This window comes from Geobacter sp. (assembly GCA_009684525.1).
In the GTDB taxonomy this organism is placed as follows: domain Bacteria; phylum Desulfobacterota; class Desulfuromonadia; order Geobacterales; family DSM-12255; genus Geoanaerobacter.
Map to the genome: position 1 here is coordinate 369,964 of WKKR01000001.1, position 19,197 is coordinate 389,160.

At 57.2% G+C, this 19,197-nt stretch carries 16 protein-coding genes; 11 read left to right on the forward strand and 5 right to left on the reverse strand.

The window, feature by feature from the left end; translation table 11 throughout:
- The first annotated feature begins 64 nt into the window (after positions 1-64).
- The 10 genes from GJT30_01670 (at position 65) to GJT30_01715 (ending at position 10,290) form a co-directional block, all read left to right on the forward strand.
- The gene (locus tag GJT30_01670; protein ID MSM38319.1) at positions 65-1,429 is read left to right on the forward strand and encodes an exodeoxyribonuclease VII large subunit; all 1,365 of its coding nucleotides are present in this window, start codon (positions 65-67) and stop codon (positions 1,427-1,429) included.
- Positions 1,430-1,483: 54 nt separating this feature from the next.
- Entirely contained in the window at positions 1,484-1,714 is a 231-nt protein-coding gene (locus GJT30_01675) for an exodeoxyribonuclease VII small subunit (protein ID MSM38320.1), read from the forward strand.
- Positions 1,715-1,765: 51 nt separating this feature from the next.
- Complete coding sequence (locus GJT30_01680) at positions 1,766-2,656, forward strand: polyprenyl synthetase family protein (protein MSM38321.1); 891 nt, start codon at positions 1,766-1,768, stop codon at positions 2,654-2,656.
- Complete coding sequence (gene dxs / locus GJT30_01685; protein MSM38322.1) at positions 2,653-4,542, forward strand: 1-deoxy-D-xylulose-5-phosphate synthase; 1,890 nt, start codon at positions 2,653-2,655, stop codon at positions 4,540-4,542. The genes GJT30_01680 and dxs overlap by 4 nt, the downstream gene beginning before the upstream one ends.
- Positions 4,543-4,605: 63 nt before the next feature.
- Complete coding sequence (locus tag GJT30_01690) at positions 4,606-4,899, forward strand: DnaJ domain-containing protein (GenBank protein MSM38323.1); 294 nt, start codon at positions 4,606-4,608, stop codon at positions 4,897-4,899.
- A complete protein-coding gene (locus GJT30_01695) occupies positions 4,881-6,161 on the forward strand; it encodes a tetratricopeptide repeat protein (GenBank protein MSM38324.1) in 1,281 nt (426 codons plus the stop codon). Before GJT30_01690 ends, GJT30_01695 begins: the two co-directional genes overlap by 19 nt.
- Before the next feature lie 73 nt (positions 6,162-6,234).
- The gene (locus GJT30_01700) at positions 6,235-6,648 is read left to right on the forward strand and encodes an Rrf2 family transcriptional regulator (protein MSM38325.1); all 414 of its coding nucleotides are present in this window, start codon (positions 6,235-6,237) and stop codon (positions 6,646-6,648) included.
- A 150-nt stretch (positions 6,649-6,798) separates the two neighbouring features.
- Positions 6,799-8,148, forward strand: coding sequence for a cytochrome ubiquinol oxidase subunit I (locus GJT30_01705; GenBank protein ID MSM38326.1), 1,350 nt, complete (start codon positions 6,799-6,801; stop codon positions 8,146-8,148).
- 1 nt (position 8,149) lies between these two features.
- Positions 8,150-9,178, forward strand: a complete 1,029-nt coding sequence (gene cydB / locus GJT30_01710) for a cytochrome d ubiquinol oxidase subunit II (GenBank protein ID MSM38327.1) — start codon at positions 8,150-8,152, stop codon at positions 9,176-9,178.
- Between the two features lie 161 nt (positions 9,179-9,339).
- Positions 9,340-10,290 (forward strand): diguanylate cyclase, encoded by a 951-nt coding sequence (locus tag GJT30_01715; GenBank protein ID MSM38328.1) that lies wholly within the window; start codon positions 9,340-9,342, stop codon positions 10,288-10,290.
- Between the two features lie 188 nt (positions 10,291-10,478).
- Here the strand turns inward: GJT30_01715 and GJT30_01720 are convergent, their stop codons facing one another.
- Both GJT30_01720 and GJT30_01725 read right to left on the reverse strand, forming a co-directional pair.
- Positions 10,479-10,775, reverse strand: a complete 297-nt coding sequence (locus GJT30_01720) for a flagellar basal body rod protein (GenBank protein ID MSM38329.1) — start codon at positions 10,773-10,775, stop codon at positions 10,479-10,481.
- A 23-nt stretch (positions 10,776-10,798) separates the two neighbouring features.
- The gene (locus GJT30_01725; protein ID MSM38330.1) at positions 10,799-11,047 is read right to left on the reverse strand and encodes a putative motility protein; all 249 of its coding nucleotides are present in this window, start codon (positions 11,045-11,047) and stop codon (positions 10,799-10,801) included.
- A 177-nt stretch (positions 11,048-11,224) separates the two neighbouring features.
- On the opposite strand from GJT30_01725, the gene GJT30_01730 reads away from it, so the two are divergent.
- Positions 11,225-15,967 (forward strand): choice-of-anchor D domain-containing protein, encoded by a 4,743-nt coding sequence (locus GJT30_01730; GenBank protein ID MSM38331.1) that lies wholly within the window; start codon positions 11,225-11,227, stop codon positions 15,965-15,967.
- Positions 15,968-16,027: 60 nt separating this feature from the next.
- Here GJT30_01730 and bioA read toward each other — a convergent pair whose 3' ends face one another.
- Genes bioA through bioB form a run of 3 tightly spaced genes read right to left on the reverse strand, consistent with a single transcriptional unit; the run spans position 16,028 to position 19,116 of the window.
- Positions 16,028-17,506, reverse strand: a complete 1,479-nt coding sequence (bioA, locus tag GJT30_01735) for an adenosylmethionine--8-amino-7-oxononanoate transaminase (protein MSM38332.1) — start codon at positions 17,504-17,506, stop codon at positions 16,028-16,030.
- A complete protein-coding gene (gene bioD, locus GJT30_01740) occupies positions 17,409-18,134 on the reverse strand; it encodes a dethiobiotin synthase (protein ID MSM38333.1) in 726 nt (241 codons plus the stop codon). Before bioD ends, bioA begins: the two co-directional genes overlap by 98 nt.
- Positions 18,127-19,116 carry a biotin synthase BioB gene (gene bioB / locus GJT30_01745; protein MSM38334.1) on the reverse strand — a complete coding sequence of 330 codons (990 nt, stop codon included), beginning with the start codon at positions 19,114-19,116 and terminating at the stop codon, positions 18,127-18,129. The genes bioD and bioB overlap by 8 nt, the downstream gene beginning before the upstream one ends.
- Positions 19,117-19,197: the final 81 nt, after the last annotated feature.

The following is a 19,197-nucleotide window of genomic DNA, read 5'->3' on the forward strand; positions in this document are numbered from 1 at the left end:
AGCGGAAAAACGGGCCGGAAAGCATGCCGCCGGTCTTTCCGTATCAAGTTGAGCAGGCACAGCCATGGAACTCTTTGCCGAAAAACGGATATTGACCGTAAGCCAGCTCTCTGCGCTGGTCAAGGATGTGCTGGAAGAGAACTTCGAGCAGGTCTGGGTCGAAGGGGAGGTCTCGAACCTGGCGACTCCCCAGTCCGGGCATATCTATCTCACCCTGAAGGATGCCGGGGCACAGCTGAAATGCGTTCTGTTCCGCGCCGCGGCCCGCTCGCTCAGGTTCAAGATCAGGGACGGCATGCGTCTCATCGTCCGCGGCCGGATCTCGGTCTTTGCCCAGCGGGGCGACTACCAGCTCATTGCCGAATACCTGGAGCCGCAGGGGATTGGCGCCCTGCAGCTCGCCTTTCTCCAGCTCAAGGAGCGGCTTGCCAGGGAAGGGCTCTTTGCCGAAGCGAACAAGAAGCCGATTCCCCGTCTGCCACGGCGGATCGGGGTGGTGACCTCGCCGACCGGCGCCGCGATCCATGATATCCTCACCATGCTCGATCGCCGCTTCGCCAATATCGAGGTTCTGCTCATCCCGGTCAAGGTGCAGGGAGAAGGGGCGGCAGTGGAGATCGCCTCGGCAATCAGGGATTTCAATCTCTACCGCGACGTCGACGTGCTGATCGTCGGCCGGGGAGGCGGATCGCTGGAAGACCTCTGGGCCTTTAACGAGGAGATTGTTGCCCGGGCCATCGCATCGTCCAGGATCCCGGTGATCTCGGCTGTGGGGCACGAGATCGACTTCACCATCGCCGATCTGGCCGCCGACCTGCGGGCGCCGACTCCATCGGCAGCGGCTGAACTGGTCATTACCAGCAAAGCGGAGCTGACAACCCTGGTGCAGACCCTCGAACACCGGCTGGGACGCGCTGCAGCCGGTCTGATAGCGGGTCTGAAGTCCAGGGTGGGAATGGCTCAGGCGTCACTCAGAGACCCGGCCATGCTGATCGGTCAGCTCGGTCAAAGGGTCGATTTCATGCAGGAGCGGATGTCATCCCTTCTGGGAAGAATGCTGGCACGCCACACCGATCGACTCAGTGCCCTGATCGAGATGCTTCGGCTCCGGAGTCCGGGGAGAGCGGTGGAGCATGGGCGGGAACAACTTCAGAACCTCGTTGCCCGCAGGGACCAGGCCGTACAGCGTCGGATGGACCATCTCCGCGAGACAATGGCCCGCCGCACCGGTGCACTGGATGCCCTGTCGCCGCTTGCCACCCTTGCACGCGGCTATTCCCTGGCCCAGCGCGAAAAGGACGGCCTGATCGTCCGCAGTTCCGATCAGCTGGCAGTGGGTGACCGTCTGCGTCTTCGCCTGCACAGGGGTTCTGCCGGTTGCCTGGTGGAAACGGTTGAGCCTGCGGTCGCAGATCAAGGCAGTGCTTGACTGGCAGTCCCAAACAGGTATAATGACGATCCATTTTTGATGACCGGGAACCATATGGCCGTGGAAAAGTTCGAGACATCGCTGAAGAAACTGGAAGAGGTGGTCAAGCGCCTGGAAAGCGGCGAGCTCCCCCTTGACGATGCCCTCAAGGCGTTCGAGGAAGGGGTCAAGCATGCTGCCGTCTGCAGCCGGAAGCTGAACGAGGCTGAAAAGAAGGTGGAACTGCTGCTCAAACAGAAGGATGGCAGTTTCAGGACCGAGCCGTTTCATCTGGAGGATGCATAACCCGGCTTTTGTGTGGTTGATTACCCCTGTCCCTTCTGAAGGAGAGGTTCGATGGATCTCAAGCAGTATATCAAGCAGTGCTGTGCCGAGGTTGATGCGGCGCTGGACCGTTTCCTACCGCCGGAAACGGAACTCCCCGCATCTTTGCATTCGGCCATGCGCTATTCGATCTTTGCCGGCGGCAAACGAATCCGTCCGGTTCTAATGCTGGCGGCCTGCGAAGCAGTGGGCGGCAATAGCGAGACGGTGATGCCGGCGGCGTGCGCCATGGAGATGATCCATACCTACTCGCTCATTCACGACGATCTTCCGGCCATGGACGATGATGATTTCCGGCGCGGCCGCCCGACCAACCACAAGGTCTATGGCGAGGCAGTTGCGATCCTGGCCGGAGATGCCCTGCTCACCGAGGCCTTTGTCCTTTTGAGCAATCCCGCATTCCAGAAGGCGGATGCCGGCCGTACCATGGCGGTTATCCAGGAAATAGCCCGCTGCGCCGGCTCCCACGGCATGGTGGGTGGCCAGGTGGTGGACATGGAGAGCGAGGGGAAGGCGGAGATCGACCTTGCCACGGTCCAGTATATCCATACCCACAAGACCGGTGCCCTGATAAAGGCGGCGGTGAAGTCGGGGGCCATCCTCGGCGGGGCCACGGAGGCACAGCTGGCAGCTCTGACCACCTATGGGGAGGCTATCGGTCTCGCCTTCCAGATCGCGGATGACATCCTCGACATCGAGGGGACCACCGAAGAGATCGGCAAGGATGCCGGCAGTGACCAGGCACGCGGCAAGGCGACCTATCCTGCGGTGATGGGGCTTGCCGATTCCAAGCGTCGTGCTGCCGAACTGGTCGAGATGGCGCTCAATGCCCTCGATCCATTCGATGCCAAGGCCGAACCGCTGCGGGAGATTGCCCGCTACATCATCGCCCGTAAATCATGAACTATCGAATCCTTGATACCATTAACGAGCCGCAGGACCTGAAGAGGCTCTCTTTTGCCGATCTCAGGTCGCTTGCCGACGAATTGCGCCGGGAGATCATCGCAACCTGCGCGACCAATGGCGGACACCTGGCTCCCAGCCTGGGCGTTGTGGAGCTTACCCTTGCCCTGCACCGCGTCTTCGATTCACCTGCCGACAAGATCGTCTGGGACGTTGGCCACCAGGCCTATGCCCACAAGCTTCTGACTGGCCGCCGCGACCGTTTCCGCACCCTGCGAACCCTCGACGGGATCAGCGGTTTCCCCAAGCGGGCCGAATCCCCTCACGATGCCTTTGATGTGGGCCATTCCTCCACCTCGATCTCAGCGGCAACCGGGATGGCCGTGGCCCGCGATCTGAAGGGGGAGAGGAACAAGGTGGTTGCGGTCATTGGCGACGGCTCCATGACCGGCGGCATTGCCTATGAAGGGCTCAATCATGCCGGGCATCTGAACAAGGACCTCGTCGTCATCCTCAACGACAACGAGATGTCCATTGCCGAGAACGTCGGGGCACTGTCGGAGTTTCTTTCCCGTACCATAACCAATGAGTTCGTCCACAAGATCAAGAAGGATCTGGAGCATTTCCTCGAAGGGCTGGATTCCGTAGGCCGGGGGGTTCTGCAGGTGGCCAAGCGTGCCGAGGAGTCGCTCAAGGGGCTGTTCACGCCTGGGATGCTCTTTGAGGCGTTCGGCTTCGAGTATGTCGGTCCCATCGATGGCCATAACCTGGAGCTGCTCCAGGAGACCCTGCAGAAGGTGCATCGCTTCGACGATGCGGTCCTGATCCATGTCCTGACGAAAAAAGGGAAGGGCTACCCGCCCGCCGAGGGGAACCCTTCGTTGTTCCACGGCGTTGGTCCCTTTGATATTGCGACCGGCAAGGTCATAAAAGGGAAGGGAGGAGCTGCATCCTACACCGGCGTCTTCGGCGACTCTATCCGCAAGATCGCTGCCGATGACGAGCGGGTCGTTGCCCTTACGGCAGCCATGCCCGATGGAACCGGCCTTGGCACCTTTGCCCGCGAATTTCCCGAGCGGTTTTTCGATGTGGGGATAGCTGAGCAGCACGGCGTAACCTTTGCCGCTGGTCTGGCTACAAAGGGATTCAGACCCGTTTTTGCCGTCTATTCCTCGTTTCTGCAACGTGCCTTTGACCAAGTCTGCCATGACGTCTGCCTGCAGAACCTGCCGGTGACCTTTGCCATCGACCGGGCAGGGGTGGTGGGAAGCGACGGGCCTACCCACCACGGGCTGTTCGATCTCTCCTATCTTCGCCATCTGCCCAATATGGTACTTATGGCGCCCAAGGATGAAAACGAGCTTCAGCACATGCTCTTTACCGCCATATCCAGCGGCGGACCGGCAGCGGTGCGCTATCCCCGCGGCAATGGCTACGGCGTCCCGCTCGATCAGACCTTTCACGAGCTCCCCATCGGCAAGGCAGAGGTTCTGCGCGATGGCAGGGACGGGGCGCTGCTTGCAGTGGGAACCATGGTCCGGCCTTGCTTAGAGGCTGCAGAGGCGCTTGCTGCTGAAGGAATCCAACTGGCCGTCGTAAATATTCGCTTTGTGAAACCTCTCGATCGGGAGACTGTTCTCGCATTTGCACGTCAGGCAGGACGGTTGTTTACGGCTGAAGAGAACGCGCTGCAGGGTGGTTTCGGAGCAGCGGTACTGGAATTGCTCGAAGAGGAGGGGCTGCCCGCGGCCGTCACCCGCTTCGGATATCCCGACCAATTCGTGGAGCAGGGGGAGCAGCACGAACTCCGTGCCCGCTACGGTCTCGATGCGGCAGGGATTGCAGCATCGGTTCAACGGGCTCTGCGCGCTGACACAAGCCGGTAACCGGCAGCGGTGAACCGAACCTTTCGGTTCACACGCGGCTGTCGCTGTGTTATGGTAGATACCATGACTTATGCTGAACTTCGTGATGCCCTCGGTGTGCTGGGACTTTCGGACCGTGCCAGTCTTCGCGATATCAAGCGACGTCACAGGGATCTGGTCAAACGTCTCCACCCCGACAAAGCAACAGACGAAGATCCCGAACGGATCAGGCAGGTCAATGCTGCCTACGCCCTCATACGTTCCTACCTCGACACCTATACCTACTCCTTCAACGAAGAAGAATTCTATCTCCAGAACCCCGAAGAACGGCTTCGCCGCCAATTCTGGGAAGACCCATTATGGGGTGGAATACGGTAATGCCTGTTCGGTTCCCCATATTTCTGGTGGTTTGTGCTTTTCTGGCGACAGTGCTGGCTTGTACCCCAGCCTCTGCCAACGATCCATTTCTCCTCAACGATTACGCCCAGCAGTTGCTGCGAAAAGGTGAGCCGGAAAAGGCCCTCGAACAGCTGCAGCAGGCATACAGTCTGTTCCCGTACAATGAGACGTTGCGCCGGAATCTGGCAGAGGTCTATACGGTGGTCGGACAGCAGCGAATGGCCCACGGCCGCTATGAAGATGCTGCGACGAGTTTTGACGGTGCACGCGAACTTTACCCCGAGGTCCAACGATACAGCATTTTACGCAGCATCGCCCTCTACTCTGCACGGCAGTATGATGCAGCCGTTGTCGAACTTGAGAGGGCGCAGGGGCTTGGAGGCGATACGCCGGATTTGCTCTACGTTCTCGGCAGGGCCCACTATGATATGGGGAATCTGACAGATGCCCTTGCTGCATGGGATCAGGCCCTTGGGCTTGATCCCGGTCGCAAGGATATTGCTGCCGCAGCGGAAAAGGCTCGCCGTGAGCTGTCGGTCGAGGGAGGCATGGAACACGGCTTCAGTTCGCGCTTCATGATTTCCTATGATGGCGATGAGCGATCGCAACTTGCCGACCAGGTTCTGGATATCCTCGAAACCGCATATAATCGCGTTGGCTCCGATCTCTCCCATTTCCCCGTGACTCGGGTTCCGGTGCTTATTTACACCAGAACCGATTACCGGAAGGTCACCAAGAGCCCTGACTGGTCGGGTGGATTGTATGACGGCAAGATCCGCTTGCCGCTTGGAGGAGTCACTGAAGTGCATGAGGGCCTCCGTTCCCTGCTCTTTCATGAATACACCCATGTCGTTATTCACGAACTCACTTCGGGGAACTGCCCAACCTGGCTCAATGAGGGGCTGGCCGAACTGGAAGGGCGCAGAGAATTCAGCCATCCCTTGACCGAGCTGGCTGCGGCAGTGAACAGCGGTGACCTGTTGCCATTGTCCCTTCTGGAAGGGTCGTTTTCATCCCTGTCGTCACAAAAGGCAATCCTTGCCTACCAGCAGAGTTATTCGTTTGTTGATTATCTGGTGCAGACCTACGGCTGGTATAAAGTCAAAGATCTCCTCGTTGCACTGGGTTCGGGGATGACTGTCAGCGCATCGTTCGAAAGCGCTTTTCATGATCTGATGGTCGATTACGCCGGCGCATACCATGAATGGGTCGATCATGTGCAGAAGGAGTACCGTCGATAGCACTGCGATATTATTCCTTGACAGTTCCATCTGAGCGCTGTATAAAAGACTAAATCGATCCGAAAGGTACTCTATGATGGAGCTTACCCGCAAGGGTGAATACGCAATACGAGGGATCATCTATCTTGCCAGACTACCGCAGGGGAAGGTGGCGCTCATCAGCGAGATTGCCGAGGCGACCGATGTGCCGCAGACCTTTCTTGCCAAGATCCTGCAGAGCTTTGCCAAAATTGGTCTGGTGAACTCATTTCGCGGCACCGGGGGAGGGTTTGTTCTCGGTCGCCCTGCATCCCAGATTACCCTGCGCGAAGTCGTCGAGGCCGTGGAAGGCCAGATCATGCCCAATCGTTGCCTCATGGGCGAATACGGCTGCGAATCTTCCCGTACCTGTCTCGTGCATCCTGTCTGGCGCACGGTTCAGGAGAAGGTTGTGGAAATACTGGATGGTGTTACAATTGAGGAGCTTGCAAAATCGGCAATGTGCTGATTTTTTTTGCCTGCATACAGGACCAAAAAGGTCTTTTAATGAATGTTAAAACGATAGTATACCCGTGGGGGTGGCAGATGAAAACATGAGTATCTCTGCATGGATGGTCAGGGCTACGGCACTTTACTTAAGTGAAAGGAGAAACGCGACATGGATGTTCTGGCATTGAGCAGGCTACAGTTTACAGCGACGAGCCTGTTCCACTTTATTTTCGTACCATTGACCCTGGGACTTTCCATCCTGGTTGCCTTCATGGAAACCAGGTATGTGATGACCAATGACGAGACCTACCTGAGGATGACGAAGTTCTGGGGGAAACTCTTCCTCATCAACTTTGCCCTGGGGGTGGTCACCGGCATTACCATGGAGTTCCAGTTCGGCATGAACTGGGCCGAGTACTCCCGCTACGTGGGGGACATCTTTGGTGCGCCGCTGGCCATCGAAGCCACGGTAGCCTTTTTTCTTGAATCGGTCTTTATTGGCGTTTGGATTTTTGGCTGGAAGAAGATCTCCAAAAAGCTCCATGCTGTTTCAATCTGGATCGTTGCTCTTGCCACGAACCTATCGGCTCTCTGGATCCTCATCGCCAACGGCTGGATGCAGAAACCGGTCGGTTTTGTGTTGCGAAACGGGCGTGCCGAAATGGTCGATTTCATGGCCTTGATCACCAATCCGTACGGCCTGATTAAATTTTCCCACACCATTACATCCGGTTACCTGGTGGCAGCCTTTTTTGTCATGGGTATTTCAGCATGGCACCTGCTCCGCCAGAATCAGCTTGAATTCTTCAAGCGATCCTTTCGCATGGCTGCAACCTTTGCCGTCGGATCTTCCCTCCTGGTCTTAGTGACAGGAGATTTCCATGCAGTCGAGATCGCCAAGACCCAGCCGACCAAGTTCGCTGCCATGGAATCAATATGGGAAACACAACGAGGGGTCGGTTTCAATGTGTTCCTTCTCCCTGACGAGAAGGGCGAGTGCAATGCCATTGAGCGGTTGTGCATTCCGAATATGGTGAGTCTCCTTGCTTTTCATACCCCTGATGCAGAAATCAAAGGTTTGAAGGATTTTTCCAGCGATCTTCGACCACCAGTCCTGCCGACTTTTCTCAGTTTTCGTCTGATGGTGGGGATGGGCACATTCATGATCTTTGCTTCGCTGGTGGGAATGATACTTTCTCGCTGGGGAACGCTTGAGAAACAGCGATTGTTCCTCCGGGTCATGGTCCTTGCGATCCCGGTACCCTATCTTGCGGCCCTGCTCGGCTGGATCGTTGCCGAAGTCGGTCGCCAACCCTGGATTGTTTATGGTGTTCTCAAGGTTTCGGATGCGGTTTCCCGTTCGATCTCCGTCAGTCAGGTAGTTGGTTCACTGGTAGGGTTTACCCTGCTGTACGGATTCCTGGGAGTCATAGATATCTTCCTTCTGGTGAAATACGCCAGGAAGGGACCTGACGAGGATCTTTCAACCATGATCAATCCTGCTGGAAGGGGGGCGTAAGATGGAATTCCAGATCATCTGGTTCGTACTGTGGGGTGTCCTTTGGGCAGTCTACTTCATGCTGGACGGCTTTGTGATGGGAGCCGGCATGCTTCACAACATCATCGGCAGGACCGATGGGGATAAACGGGTCATGATCAACACCATTGGCCCTGTCTGGGATGGTAACGAGGTCTGGTTGATCACTGCCGGTGGCGCGACCTTTGCCGCATTTCCCACGACCTATGCGCTCATGTTCAGTTACCTGTATACTGCACTGCTTCTGCTTCTTTTTTCGTTGATCGTTCGTGGTGTTTCCTACGAATTCCGCGGCAAAATGGATGGGGCAGGCTGGAAAAGTGGCTGGGACATGGCTATTATGGTCGGGAATTTTCTGCCGGCGCTCCTGTTCGGCGTGGCCTTTGGCAATATCTTCAAGGGATTGCCCATGGATGCCACCGGTTACCATGGTTCCCTCATTTCATTGCTGAATCCGTACGGTCTGGTGACGGGCATTCTGTTCGTCTGTCTCTTCCTGGTGCACGGCTCCCTCTATCTCTCGGTCAAGACCGTCGGAGATCTTTCCGCGCGGTCGCATGCCTTTGCCAATAAGCTCTGGCCGGCTCTCCTTGTTGTCGCAGTTGTCTTTCTGGGTGCCACAAAATTCGCCACGAAATTGTTCGACAACTATTTCAACAACCCGGCGCTCTTTATCATCCCGCTCCTGGCAGTAGCAGCGCTTGTCGGAATCAGGGTTCTTTCGGCAAAGGGAAACGTTCTGGGGGCCTTTGCCGCGTCTTCAGTCACAATCCTTACCGTGGTTGCCACCGGGGTAGTTGGACTGTTCCCGAACCTGATACCTTCGAGTCTTGATCCGGCGTACAGTCTTACCATATTCAATTCTTCTTCCAGTCTCTATACCTTGAAGATCATGACTGGCGTGGCTTTCATTTTCGTACCGATCGTGATTATCTACAAGATCTGGGTCTACAGGCTCTTTCGGCAACGGGTCACCGAGGCCGATGTCATGGAAGATACTCACGCTTACTAAGTCAGTATCTGGTAATACGACATACGGCTCATTGATTGGTGTGGGTTCCTCGCTGGTCTGAGTCTCCTGTGCAAGAACCCCTGCTTTGGCATCAAGGCAGGGGTTCTTGCGTTCTGGCGTAATCTTATTAAGAAATATCTGGCCAAACCGAAAAGACATGCATGAGTACTTTTGATAGTGACATATGCGAATATCCGATTCTGCTCGTTGATGACGATCGATTTATCCGACGCATCACGGAAGACGCTCTTGTTCGCCTCGGCTACAAGGTCGAGACTGCCGCAAATGGCAAGATTGCCTTGAAGATGCTGGTGGAAGGGGATTTCCCCCTGGTAATCAGCGACTGGGTAATGCCGGAAATGGATGGTGTCGAACTCTGTCGGGCAATACGCGAGTCTCATCGACAACAATATACATACATCATCCTTCTGACTTCCCAGGCTCGGCAGGATGATATCATAAAGGGTCTCGAAGCGGGGGCTGACGAGTATCTGGTAAAGCCGGTCAATCCTGCAGAGCTGACAGTGCGGATCAAGACGGCCCGTCGCATCATTGACCTGGAAAGATCGCTGCAGCGGAGCCTGGAAGAGATCAAACGGTTATCCCTCACCGATGCGCTCACCGGTGTGTTCAACCGACGTTATCTCGATGACCGGCTTCTCCAGGAGCTGAAACGTGCATATCGTTATGAGCGCCCCCTCTCCATAGCCATGCTGGATATTGACCATTTCAAACTGGTTAACGACCGGTACGGTCATCAGGCAGGTGATACCGTTCTCAAGATCTGTGCTGCACAGGTCGGAGAGAGTATTCGTGGAGAGGTCGACTGGCTGGCCCGTTATGGAGGTGAGGAGTTTGTTGTCGTCCTTCCTGAAACCGATCTGAATGGGGCTCTGATTGTTGCGGAACGGTTACGAAAATTGATTTCAGGGTTGGTGATTTCGGATGTGGGGCATGACATTCGGATCACTGCCAGTTTTGGGGTTGCCAGTCACACTCCTTGGCAGCAGGATTTGGCAATCGATTCTGAACAGCTCATTCGTGTAGCCGATGCCTGTCTCTATCAGGCCAAACAGAACGGCCGCAATCTCGTTAAAGGTGTAGCTATCTGAACGTGACGGGATGGGAGTCTATCGCAAAAAACAAAGGCCATGCATCTGTTTGCATGGCCTTTGTCATCTGAATCCTGTTCTACCCGTACTTGCGGGTATCGTCCGGAAGCGGTTAACCGCTTCACTCAGAATTCGACATATATCCTGACGTTCCAACCGAGGCATCGCCTCCTTTTACGCTGCAGTTCTCAGGAAATGATGTCCAGCATGCTCTGTGCCATTTCCGTGTCGGTTTTGATGGCCTGCAGGTTGGCCTTGTAGCCGTTGACCGTGGAAAGCATCTCTACCGCTTCCCGGGAGATGTCCACCTGGTCATCGGTGGGTCTGACAGCAGCACTGACCCCTCCTGATTGTGTCTCCTGTAAAGTTACCCGCGTCGGCTTAAAATTCTCGGTATTCGTGTTGGCTACGTTGTGTGCTGTTACCTCGATCTTTGTGGTGTAGGCATCAAGCGCACTGGATGCAATACTGGTTGCATCGGTCATGGCACTGCTCCTTCTCCCTCCAATCACGCATATGCAGAAAAACCGTAACTCGGATCAGGCTGTAGCTGTTGTACCTGCTGTGCGAGCATGTTAGCAACTTGGTTCTGACTGTCGGCAGCCTGTTTCAATGCCGCCATGCTGATTCCTTCCTGGGTCTTCGCCTGTGTCATCATCATGGCTGCCCCGGCAATTGCAGTTGTTTCCATATCCACCTCCCTTGCGTTCCTTATCGGCTTAATAGGAAAAAAATGAAGGGAATGTTTGCAATCCATCACTATCTGTTGCAATATTAGTCATTGCAAATTATTGACAAATAATTAAAAAATAGGTTTGCTTGACCAATGCAGTCTGGATTGATGCGCAGGTAAATGTGTGACACGAGTCAGCGGTCGCAAGCATCCTAAATTACAGTTGTGTTTGTCGAATTTAATTGAAATCGGGGAGGGGATATGATCAAGAGGGCACTGTTAGTGTGGGGAGTCATCTGTATCGCGTCAATGGTCTCTGCATCGGGTTCGGGCTGGATGTCGGCAGTCCATGCTGCTGTCCTTCCCCAGGCCCATGATTTCGGGCCGCAGTATATCAATGCCACACCGGCAACCAGCACCTTCACGATCAGTAATAGCGGGACTTCACCGTTAACGGTTCAATCCATCACCCTTTCAGGAACTGATCCCGGAGCGTTCAGCGTTGTTTCCGGTACCTGCGCCACGCTTACCCCTACCATCGAACCGGGTGGAAACTGTACTGTTCTGGCCTCGTTTGTCCCTGTGGTAGCGGGTACGATGAGCGCGACAATCGATATTGCGACTGACGACCTTGCCACTCCGCAGGTAAGTGTCTCGCTTTCCGGCACCGGAGTTCTGCAATATTATGCCCTGAACGTGCATCTCCTGGGTGATGGCAGTGGGGTGGTCCATTCTCAGCCTCTGCCGGATCTGTCCTGTTCCTCCGGCATCTGCAGCCGGCCGTATGCCTTTGGTACGGTAGTTTCGTTAACCGCCCAGCCGGATCTGTCGTCTCTCTTTGCCGGCTGGAACGGGTGCGACAATGTATCCGGTACCGTTTGTACGGTGTCTCTGAACAGAGCCCGCGACGTCAGCGTTTCCTTCAATCGTGACATGTCGCTGGCAAACTACCTCTGGATGAAGGCCGGACCCAACGCCGGCACCATTTCTACGCTGGCCATCTCGCCGGTATTTGCCGCGGACAGGACCATTTTTGCCGGTACTCCGGGCGGGGTGTTCAGGTCAACCTCTGCCGGTGCGTCATGGACTTCCGTGAACAATGGCCTGGCGAGTCTTTCGATTCGGCATGTTGCCGTATCTCCGGGATTCGCCGTTGACGGAACGGTCTATGCTGCCACTGCCTCAGGGCTGTTTGTGAGTCAGGACGACGGTTCGGTATGGTCTCCGGTCGGGAATGGGATCACATCCCTGGATGTGACTGCGGTAGCCCTGTCTCCGGGGTTTCTCGCGGATCAGACCCTCTATGCCGGCACGCCTGCGGGGATTTTCCGTTCAACTGACGGCGGGAGATCATGGAGCCCGGTAACCGCGGGGGTTGCTACTCCTTCTATCCGCGCCATTGCCCTTTCTCCTGCCTATGTAGACGACGGGACCCTGGTGGTTGCCACAACTGCTGGCGTCTACCTGTCCAGCAACCGTGGCGAGACCTGGGCGCTCGTGGGGAACGGACTTGCTTCCAGTGACGTGCTCGCGGTTGCCGTGTCACCTGCTTATGTCTCGGATGCAACCGTCTATGCAGGCACGGCTCTGGGAGGGGTCTATCGGTTTGACCCGCCAAGCGGAGAGTGGATTGTCCTCGGACCGGGGACGCTGCCGTCACGTATCATGGCCCTCGCGATTTCCCCGGGATTTGCTACGGATCAAACCGTGTATGCAGGGACAGAAAGCGGTGTCTACCGGACAACCGATGCCGGTTCGAGCTGGACAGAGCATGGACTCCTCAACTGGGGCAGTCGGTCTGTTGCGGCGCTGGCTGTGTCGCCCGGTTTTGCCACAGACCAGATGGTCTATGCCGGTACCTCGGGGAGCGGTATCCTCCTCTCCAATGATGCCGGATCGTTCTGGTTTGTGCAAAATACAGGGATGGTCGCCTCGCAGGTTAAAGCGGTCGCATATTCACCGGCGTACGACAGCGATCAGACGGCATTTGCCGCGGTCACGGGCGGGGTCTATCGCACCACGAACAGGGGAGCCACCTGGCTGGTGAGCGTAACGGGCATCGACGACATGAATCTTGATACCGTTGCCGTATCGCCGTTGTATGCCTCGGACAGCACCGTCTTTGCCGGCGGATCGGGAGGGGTCTACCGCTCCGTAAATGGCGGTGTTTCATGGTCTCTGGTCAAGGGGGGGATCGCCGTGCGCTCACTGGCCCTGTCACCAGCCTACGGAAGCGATAGAATCATCTATGCCGGTACGGCTGGCTCGGGCATCTTCAGGTCCAGTAACGGTGGAGATTCGTGGGACATGGTGAACGATGGCCTGGGGAGCCAGGAGATATCAACCGTAACCTTTTCTCCTGCCTATTCGACGGATGGTACCGTCTTTGCCGCAACTGGCTCTGGTGTCTATCGCCTTGCAAACGGCAGCGGTTGGGAGCCACTCAGTGCTGGCAAGGTTCCTGGCGGCGACAGCCAGATCCGCTGCCTGGTGGTTTCTCCGGATTATCAGCACGACACGACACTCTACGCCGGCACGGCAGAATATGGCATCCTCTTCACGTCCGATGGCGGGTTGACCTGGACCCCAGTCAGCAGCGGACTCACGAACCTTGATGTGCAGTCGCTCGCCATAAGCAGGTCCTTTGCCACCGATCGGGTACTCTTTGCCGCCACTGCAGGCGGTGTCTTCAGGACGACCACTGCCGGCACCGTCTGGGTGCCATACTCCAACGGCCTGGACAATCCGGATATCAGTGCCATTGCCGTTTCACCCGTCTATGTTAACGATCAGCAGGTCTTTGCCGGCAGCAACGGGAGCGGGATTTCCCGACTGGTCATTTCAGAGCCGGAAATTGCCGTAAACCCCACGTCAGTGCAGTTTGGCACTATTGCACTGCCCGGAGCTTCGACTGTACAGTCCATCAACCTCGCCAATACCGGTGTGGTCGATCTGGCGATCAGCGCGATTTCGCTTTCCGGAGCGGATTCGACACAGTTTGCGCTCAGCCTGGGCAGCTGTCCTTCCTTTTCGCCGACCCTGACGCCGGGTACCAGCTGCACGGTCAATCTTTCATTCGTCCCGTCGGCAATCGGCAGCAAAATGGCGGAGCTGCTCATCGCATCCGATGCCAAGGCTTCTCCGCTGAAAAGCGTGATTTTGAGCGGGACCGCCATTGATCCTCCCCCGATCGGCACGATTCAGATCAATGCCGGCGCCTCGGTGACGGTTTCTCCGGAGGTTGTCCTGGCACTGAACGCCTTTGACACGTACGGCACGGTTGTCGAGATGCGATTCAGCAATAACGGGCTCACCTGGAGCGACTGGCAGCTCTATGGCTCTTCGGCAGACTGGACCCTTTCGCTTCTGGGGGGTGACGGCAGCAAGACGGTATTCGTCCAATACCGGGACAATGCCGCTAACGTGTCGCAGAGTTCGCAGGCAAGCATAATCCTTGAATCCACGGCTCCGATTGCCATAATCACTGCCATGCCGGCTCCCTATTACAATGCTGCGGCAGGCTTCTTCGAGTTTGATGCCAATGAGCCGGCAACATTCAGCTGCCAGATCGATGAAGAACCGTGGACGAGTTGCACAAGCCCCTTTGTCTTTAGCGGCCGTCCGGATGGCGCTCACAGCTTCGGCGTGCGTGCCATCGATACGGTTGGCAATCTGGGGATGACAGCCAGCTATTCGTGGATAATCGACACGATCACGCCGGATACCGCCATCGATGCGACTCCTCCGGCACTTTCCAGGTCGAGCAGTGCCGGCTTCGTCTTCAGCTCATCCGAGTCCGGAGCGACCTTCCAATGCAAGCTGGATACCGGGACATGGGCAGCCTGCCTGAATCCATATACCCTGACCGGCCTCCCCGCCGGCAGCCATAGCATTGCCGTCCGCGCACAGGATCTTTCCGGCAATCTCGATGCCACCCCGGCATCCTACAGTTGGTCGATCGACCTGACCCCACCGACGACAACCCTGACCGGAAGGCCTGCCAACCCCACGAACCTGGCGTCTGGCAGCTTCACCTTCTCTGCTGATGAGCCGGACACCTCCTTTGCCTGCAGCCTGGATGGGGCTGCCTGGACACCCTGTACCAGCCCGTTCTCCGTCACCGGCCTGGCTGAAGGGAGCCATCTCTTCAGTATCCGTGCAACGGATCTTGCCGGGAACATCGAGACAGCGCCTCTTTCCTACTCCTGGTCAGTGGATCTTACCCCGCCAATCTCTTCCATTAGCGGAAAACCGGCAAACCCGAGCCCTCTGTCGAATGCAACTTTTACCTTCGGCGCCAATGAGACGGGTGCAACATTCGAGTGCAGCCTGGATGGCGGCGCCTGGGCTCTTTGCACGAGCCCGACGTCATACCCGGCACTTGCCGACGTCGCTCATACCTTTAGCGTGCGTGCCCACGACCCGGCCGGAAACTCCGAGATAACGCCACCTGCCTACTCCTGGTCCATTGACACGGTCCCACCCGACACGTCCATCACTGCCAAGCCGTCAAACCCGGCGAACTCGGTCAGTGCCACCTTCTCCTTTACGGCAACGGAAGCCGGCGGGACCTTCCAGTGCAGCATCGACAGCGGCGGATGGTTAAATTGCGCCAGCCCGTTTACCGTGAACGGACTTGCCAATGGAAGTCATACCTTCAGCGTCAGGGGAGCGGACGTGGCGGGCAATGTCGATGCCACCCCGGCGAGCTACACCTGGAGCGTGGATGCAACAGTCAGTCAGAGTGTGGTGGTGCAACAGACAGGTGGCTATTTCACCAGCATCTCTACCGCTCTGGGGGGGGTGCCGGCAGGTTCCGCAACGGTTCTCGTTCAGTCCGTCGATTTCGTGGAAGATGTGATTGTGAACCGCTGCGGCGAGACGATTACCCTGAGAGGGGGTTATCTATCTGATTTTTCGGCACAGACGGGGATGACCACCCTCTACGGTTCAATGAATGTTGCGTGCGGGACACTCATTGTCGATGGTTTCGTCATCAGGTAGCAGTTGGATTGTCGACGACAAAATAAAGGCCGCCTTCTGCATGGAGGCGGCCTTTATCATTCAGGGGAACGGGCTCGATGGTTCCTGATCGCAGATTGACCGAATCGATTGCTCAATACCGTCCATGAGGAAGGCAAGCTCGTCGAGAGAGATGACCAGGGGGGGGAAGATGACAATGGTATTGCCGAGCGGGCGAAGGAACAGGCCGTGCTTTCTCGCTTCGAGGCAGACTTGTACGCCGACACGTTCCTCCCAAGCATAGGGCTCACGCGAGTCCTTGTTCCTGACCAGCTCGATGCCGCCGATCATGCCCGACTGGCGGACATCGCCCACATGTGGCCGGTGCGACAGCTCAGTGAGCCGCGAGCCAAGGTATGCAATCTTTTGGGGAAGGGATTCGAGGAGTTGCGTGGATTCAAACAGATCCAGGCTGGCCAGGGCGGCGGCACAGCCGAGCGGGTTGCCGGTGAAGGTGTGCCCATGGAAAAAGGTCTTGAGCTCGCTGTACTCTCCCAGAAAAGCGCCATATACCTCTTCGGTGGCCAGGGTTGCCGCCAGGGGGAGGTATCCGCCGGTAATCCCCTTGGAGAGGGCCATGATATCCGGGGTCACAGCCTCCTGTTGGCAGGCGAACATGGTCCCTGTCCGGCCGAATCCGACGGCGACCTCATCGGCGACCATCAGGATATCGTAGCGGCTGCAGAGTTCCCGCACCTGCTTCAGGAAGCCGGGAGGTTGGACAATCATGCCGCCGGCCCCCTGGACCAGAGGCTCTATCACCAGCCCGGCAGTTTCTCCGGCATGGGCCTCCATGAGTCGTTCCAATTCCTGCAGGCACTGAAGATCACAGCGGGTGTGATTCCGCTCCACGCAGATCTCGCAGCGATAGCAGTAAGGGGAGGGCGCCTGGATGGTCTGGAACAGAAGCGGCCGGAACACGGCGTGAAAGATGTCGATCCCGCCGACGCTGACTGCCCCCAGGGTGTCGCCGTGGTAGGCGTTTTTGAAGGAGATGAAGCGTTGTTTTTCCGGTTGTCCCCGGTGCTGCCAGTACTGGAACGCCATCTTGATGCCGATCTCCACTGCCGTTGAACCGTTGTCGGAATAAAAGACCCTGGTGAGTTCTGTCGGTGCCAGATCTGCAAGCCGCTTGGCCAGCAATGCGGCCTTTTCGTTGGTGAGCCCGAGCAGGGTGGAGTGCTCGATCCGGTCCAGCTGGTCCTTGATGGCGGCATTGATCTCGGGAACCGCATGGCCGTGGACATTTGTCCAGAGGGAGCCGACTCCGTCCAGCAGGCGATTGTCTTCGCTGTCGACGAGCCAGCACCCCTCGCCGCGGACGATGACCGGCGGTTCGCTCGCTTCCCATTCCCGCATCTGGGTAAACGGGTGCCAGATGTGGTCCCGGTCGTATGCCTGCAGGGTGGCGGTTGAAATCGGTTTACTCAAAGCCGAGCTCCTTGAGAAGAAATGGGGTGAGCAGGTGGGGGATGAGCTGCTCCACCAGCAGTTCGACAAGCCTTTTGGGCTCGTCCGCATCTACTTTGGGGAATACGCCGAGGATGGGGGCGCTGGCAAGCGATCCCAGGAGGTGAGGGGCGTACGATTCGACTTTGTCCGGCTGAGCGGGGTAGTTGTTGATGATGATGCCGGCAACGGCTATCCCCATCTGTTTTGCCGCATAGGTGGTCAGCAGGGTATGGTTGATGGTGCCGAGATTCGGGCGGGTCACCACCAGCGTCGGCAGCTGCAGGTCGTTGATGAGGTCTGCGATCAGAAGGCCGCCGGCCAGAGGGACCATCAGCCCCCCGGCGCCTTCGACGATGACGAAATCGTGTTGTCGGGCCAGCCGCTCGTAGGCCTCCCTGATCCGGCTGAATTCGATGCGCACGCCTTCATGGGAAGCAGCTTCCGATGGGGCAATGGGGTCGGCAAAGAGATAGGGTGCGTTATCCGGGGTCACCGACGACGCACCGGCTGCCCAGACAAGGAGTTCGGCGTCGTCAGAGACGAGTCGGCCATCCCGGCTGCTGCAGCCGCTGGTTACCGGTTTCATGATTCCCACATTGATGCCACGCAGCATGAGGATTCTCGCCAGCGCAGCTGCGGCTATGGTCTTTCCCACGCCGGTGTCGGTTCCGGTTATGAAGATCCCCTTTTCAGGCATGGCACTCCTCCAATGTTAGATTCAGGTCTTGCAGCATGATACGGTCTTGCTCCGCCGACCTGCCGGAGGTCGTCAGGTAGTTGCCGATCATGGTGCCGCTGGCGCCGGCAAAAAAGATCCATGATTGCAGGTCGCGCAGGTTGTGTTCCCGCCCGCCGCAGATGGAAATCTGCCGGTCCGGCAGGATCAGACGGAAGAGGGCAATGGCCTGGAGGCACTCCAGGGGGGTGATGAACGAAGCTTCTCCCAAGCGCGTCCCCTTGATCGGGTTGAGGAAGTTGAGCGGTACCGAGTCCACTCCCAGATCCCTGATGGTGAAGGCCAGTTCGATACGCTGGTTCACACTTTCGCCCAGACCGAGGATGCCGCCGCAGCAGACGCGCAGGCCGGCCTCTTTTACCGCCCGCACGGTTGTGACGTCGTCATCGTAGCTGTGAGTGGTGCAGACCTGGGGGAAAAAACTCCGGCTCGTCTCCAGGTTGTGATGATAGGTGCCGGCACCGGCATCCTTGAGCAGGAGGGCCGTATCGCGATCTATGATACCTAGCGAGCAGGCAGGGGTAATGCCGGTTTCCTGCCTGATGCGCTTGAGCGCACGGATGATCCTGTCGAGCTCCGCGCCAGCGCCGATGCCGGAACCGCTGGTTACGATGCCGAAGCAGTCCGAACCTTCCTGATCGGCCTTTATGGCCGCGGATACGATATCCTCCTCGTCGACAAGGGGGAATTCGGGGGCACCGGTCGCGTGATGGGCCGACTGGGCACAGAATGAGCAATTTTCAGGGCAGCGGCCGGATTTGGCATTGATGATGGAACAGAGATGAACCGATTGACCGAGAAAATGGTCGCGGACACGTGAAGCTGCAAGAAAAAGTTCGAACAGATCGGTCCCCGCCCGTAGAGCGAGCTGCTCTGCCTCGTTTTCGCTGATGGCACCACCGGCGATGATCCGCTGAGTGATTTCGGAAAGTTTGTCGTTCATGGAACCTCCGCAACTGATCTATCATGGCCGGATTTTTTATGTCAACTCAAAAAGCTTTCCAGGTTGACCAATCCGCGATAA

What these genes read in the sequence shown, in the direction of transcription:
- GJT30_01720 (MSM38329.1), bottom strand. Translation starts at nt 10,775, where the DNA reads ATGACCGATGCAACCAGTATTGCATCCAGTGCGCTTGATGCCTACACC.
- cydB (MSM38327.1), top strand. Translation starts at nt 8,150, where the DNA reads ATGGAATTCCAGATCATCTGGTTCGTACTGTGGGGTGTCCTTTGGGCA.
- GJT30_01680 (MSM38321.1), top strand. Translation starts at nt 1,766, where the DNA reads ATGGATCTCAAGCAGTATATCAAGCAGTGCTGTGCCGAGGTTGATGCG.
- bioD (MSM38333.1), bottom strand. Translation starts at nt 18,134, where the DNA reads ATGCCTGAAAAGGGGATCTTCATAACCGGAACCGACACCGGCGTGGGA.
- GJT30_01690 (MSM38323.1), top strand. Translation starts at nt 4,606, where the DNA reads ATGACTTATGCTGAACTTCGTGATGCCCTCGGTGTGCTGGGACTTTCG.
- GJT30_01695 (MSM38324.1), top strand. Translation starts at nt 4,881, where the DNA reads ATGGGGTGGAATACGGTAATGCCTGTTCGGTTCCCCATATTTCTGGTG.
- GJT30_01705 (MSM38326.1), top strand. Translation starts at nt 6,799, where the DNA reads ATGGATGTTCTGGCATTGAGCAGGCTACAGTTTACAGCGACGAGCCTG.
- GJT30_01730 (MSM38331.1), top strand. Translation starts at nt 11,225, where the DNA reads ATGATCAAGAGGGCACTGTTAGTGTGGGGAGTCATCTGTATCGCGTCA.
- GJT30_01725 (MSM38330.1), bottom strand. Translation starts at nt 11,047, where the DNA reads ATGGATTGCAAACATTCCCTTCATTTTTTTCCTATTAAGCCGATAAGG.
- dxs (MSM38322.1), top strand. Translation starts at nt 2,653, where the DNA reads ATGAACTATCGAATCCTTGATACCATTAACGAGCCGCAGGACCTGAAG.
- GJT30_01670 (MSM38319.1), top strand. Translation starts at nt 65, where the DNA reads ATGGAACTCTTTGCCGAAAAACGGATATTGACCGTAAGCCAGCTCTCT.
- GJT30_01715 (MSM38328.1), top strand. Translation starts at nt 9,340, where the DNA reads ATGAGTACTTTTGATAGTGACATATGCGAATATCCGATTCTGCTCGTT.
- GJT30_01675 (MSM38320.1), top strand. Translation starts at nt 1,484, where the DNA reads ATGGCCGTGGAAAAGTTCGAGACATCGCTGAAGAAACTGGAAGAGGTG.
- bioA (MSM38332.1), bottom strand. Translation starts at nt 17,506, where the DNA reads ATGCGGACGAGCCCAAAAGGCTTGTCGAACTGCTGGTGGAGCAGCTCA.
- bioB (MSM38334.1), bottom strand. Translation starts at nt 19,116, where the DNA reads ATGAACGACAAACTTTCCGAAATCACTCAGCGGATCATCGCCGGTGGT.
- GJT30_01700 (MSM38325.1), top strand. Translation starts at nt 6,235, where the DNA reads ATGATGGAGCTTACCCGCAAGGGTGAATACGCAATACGAGGGATCATC.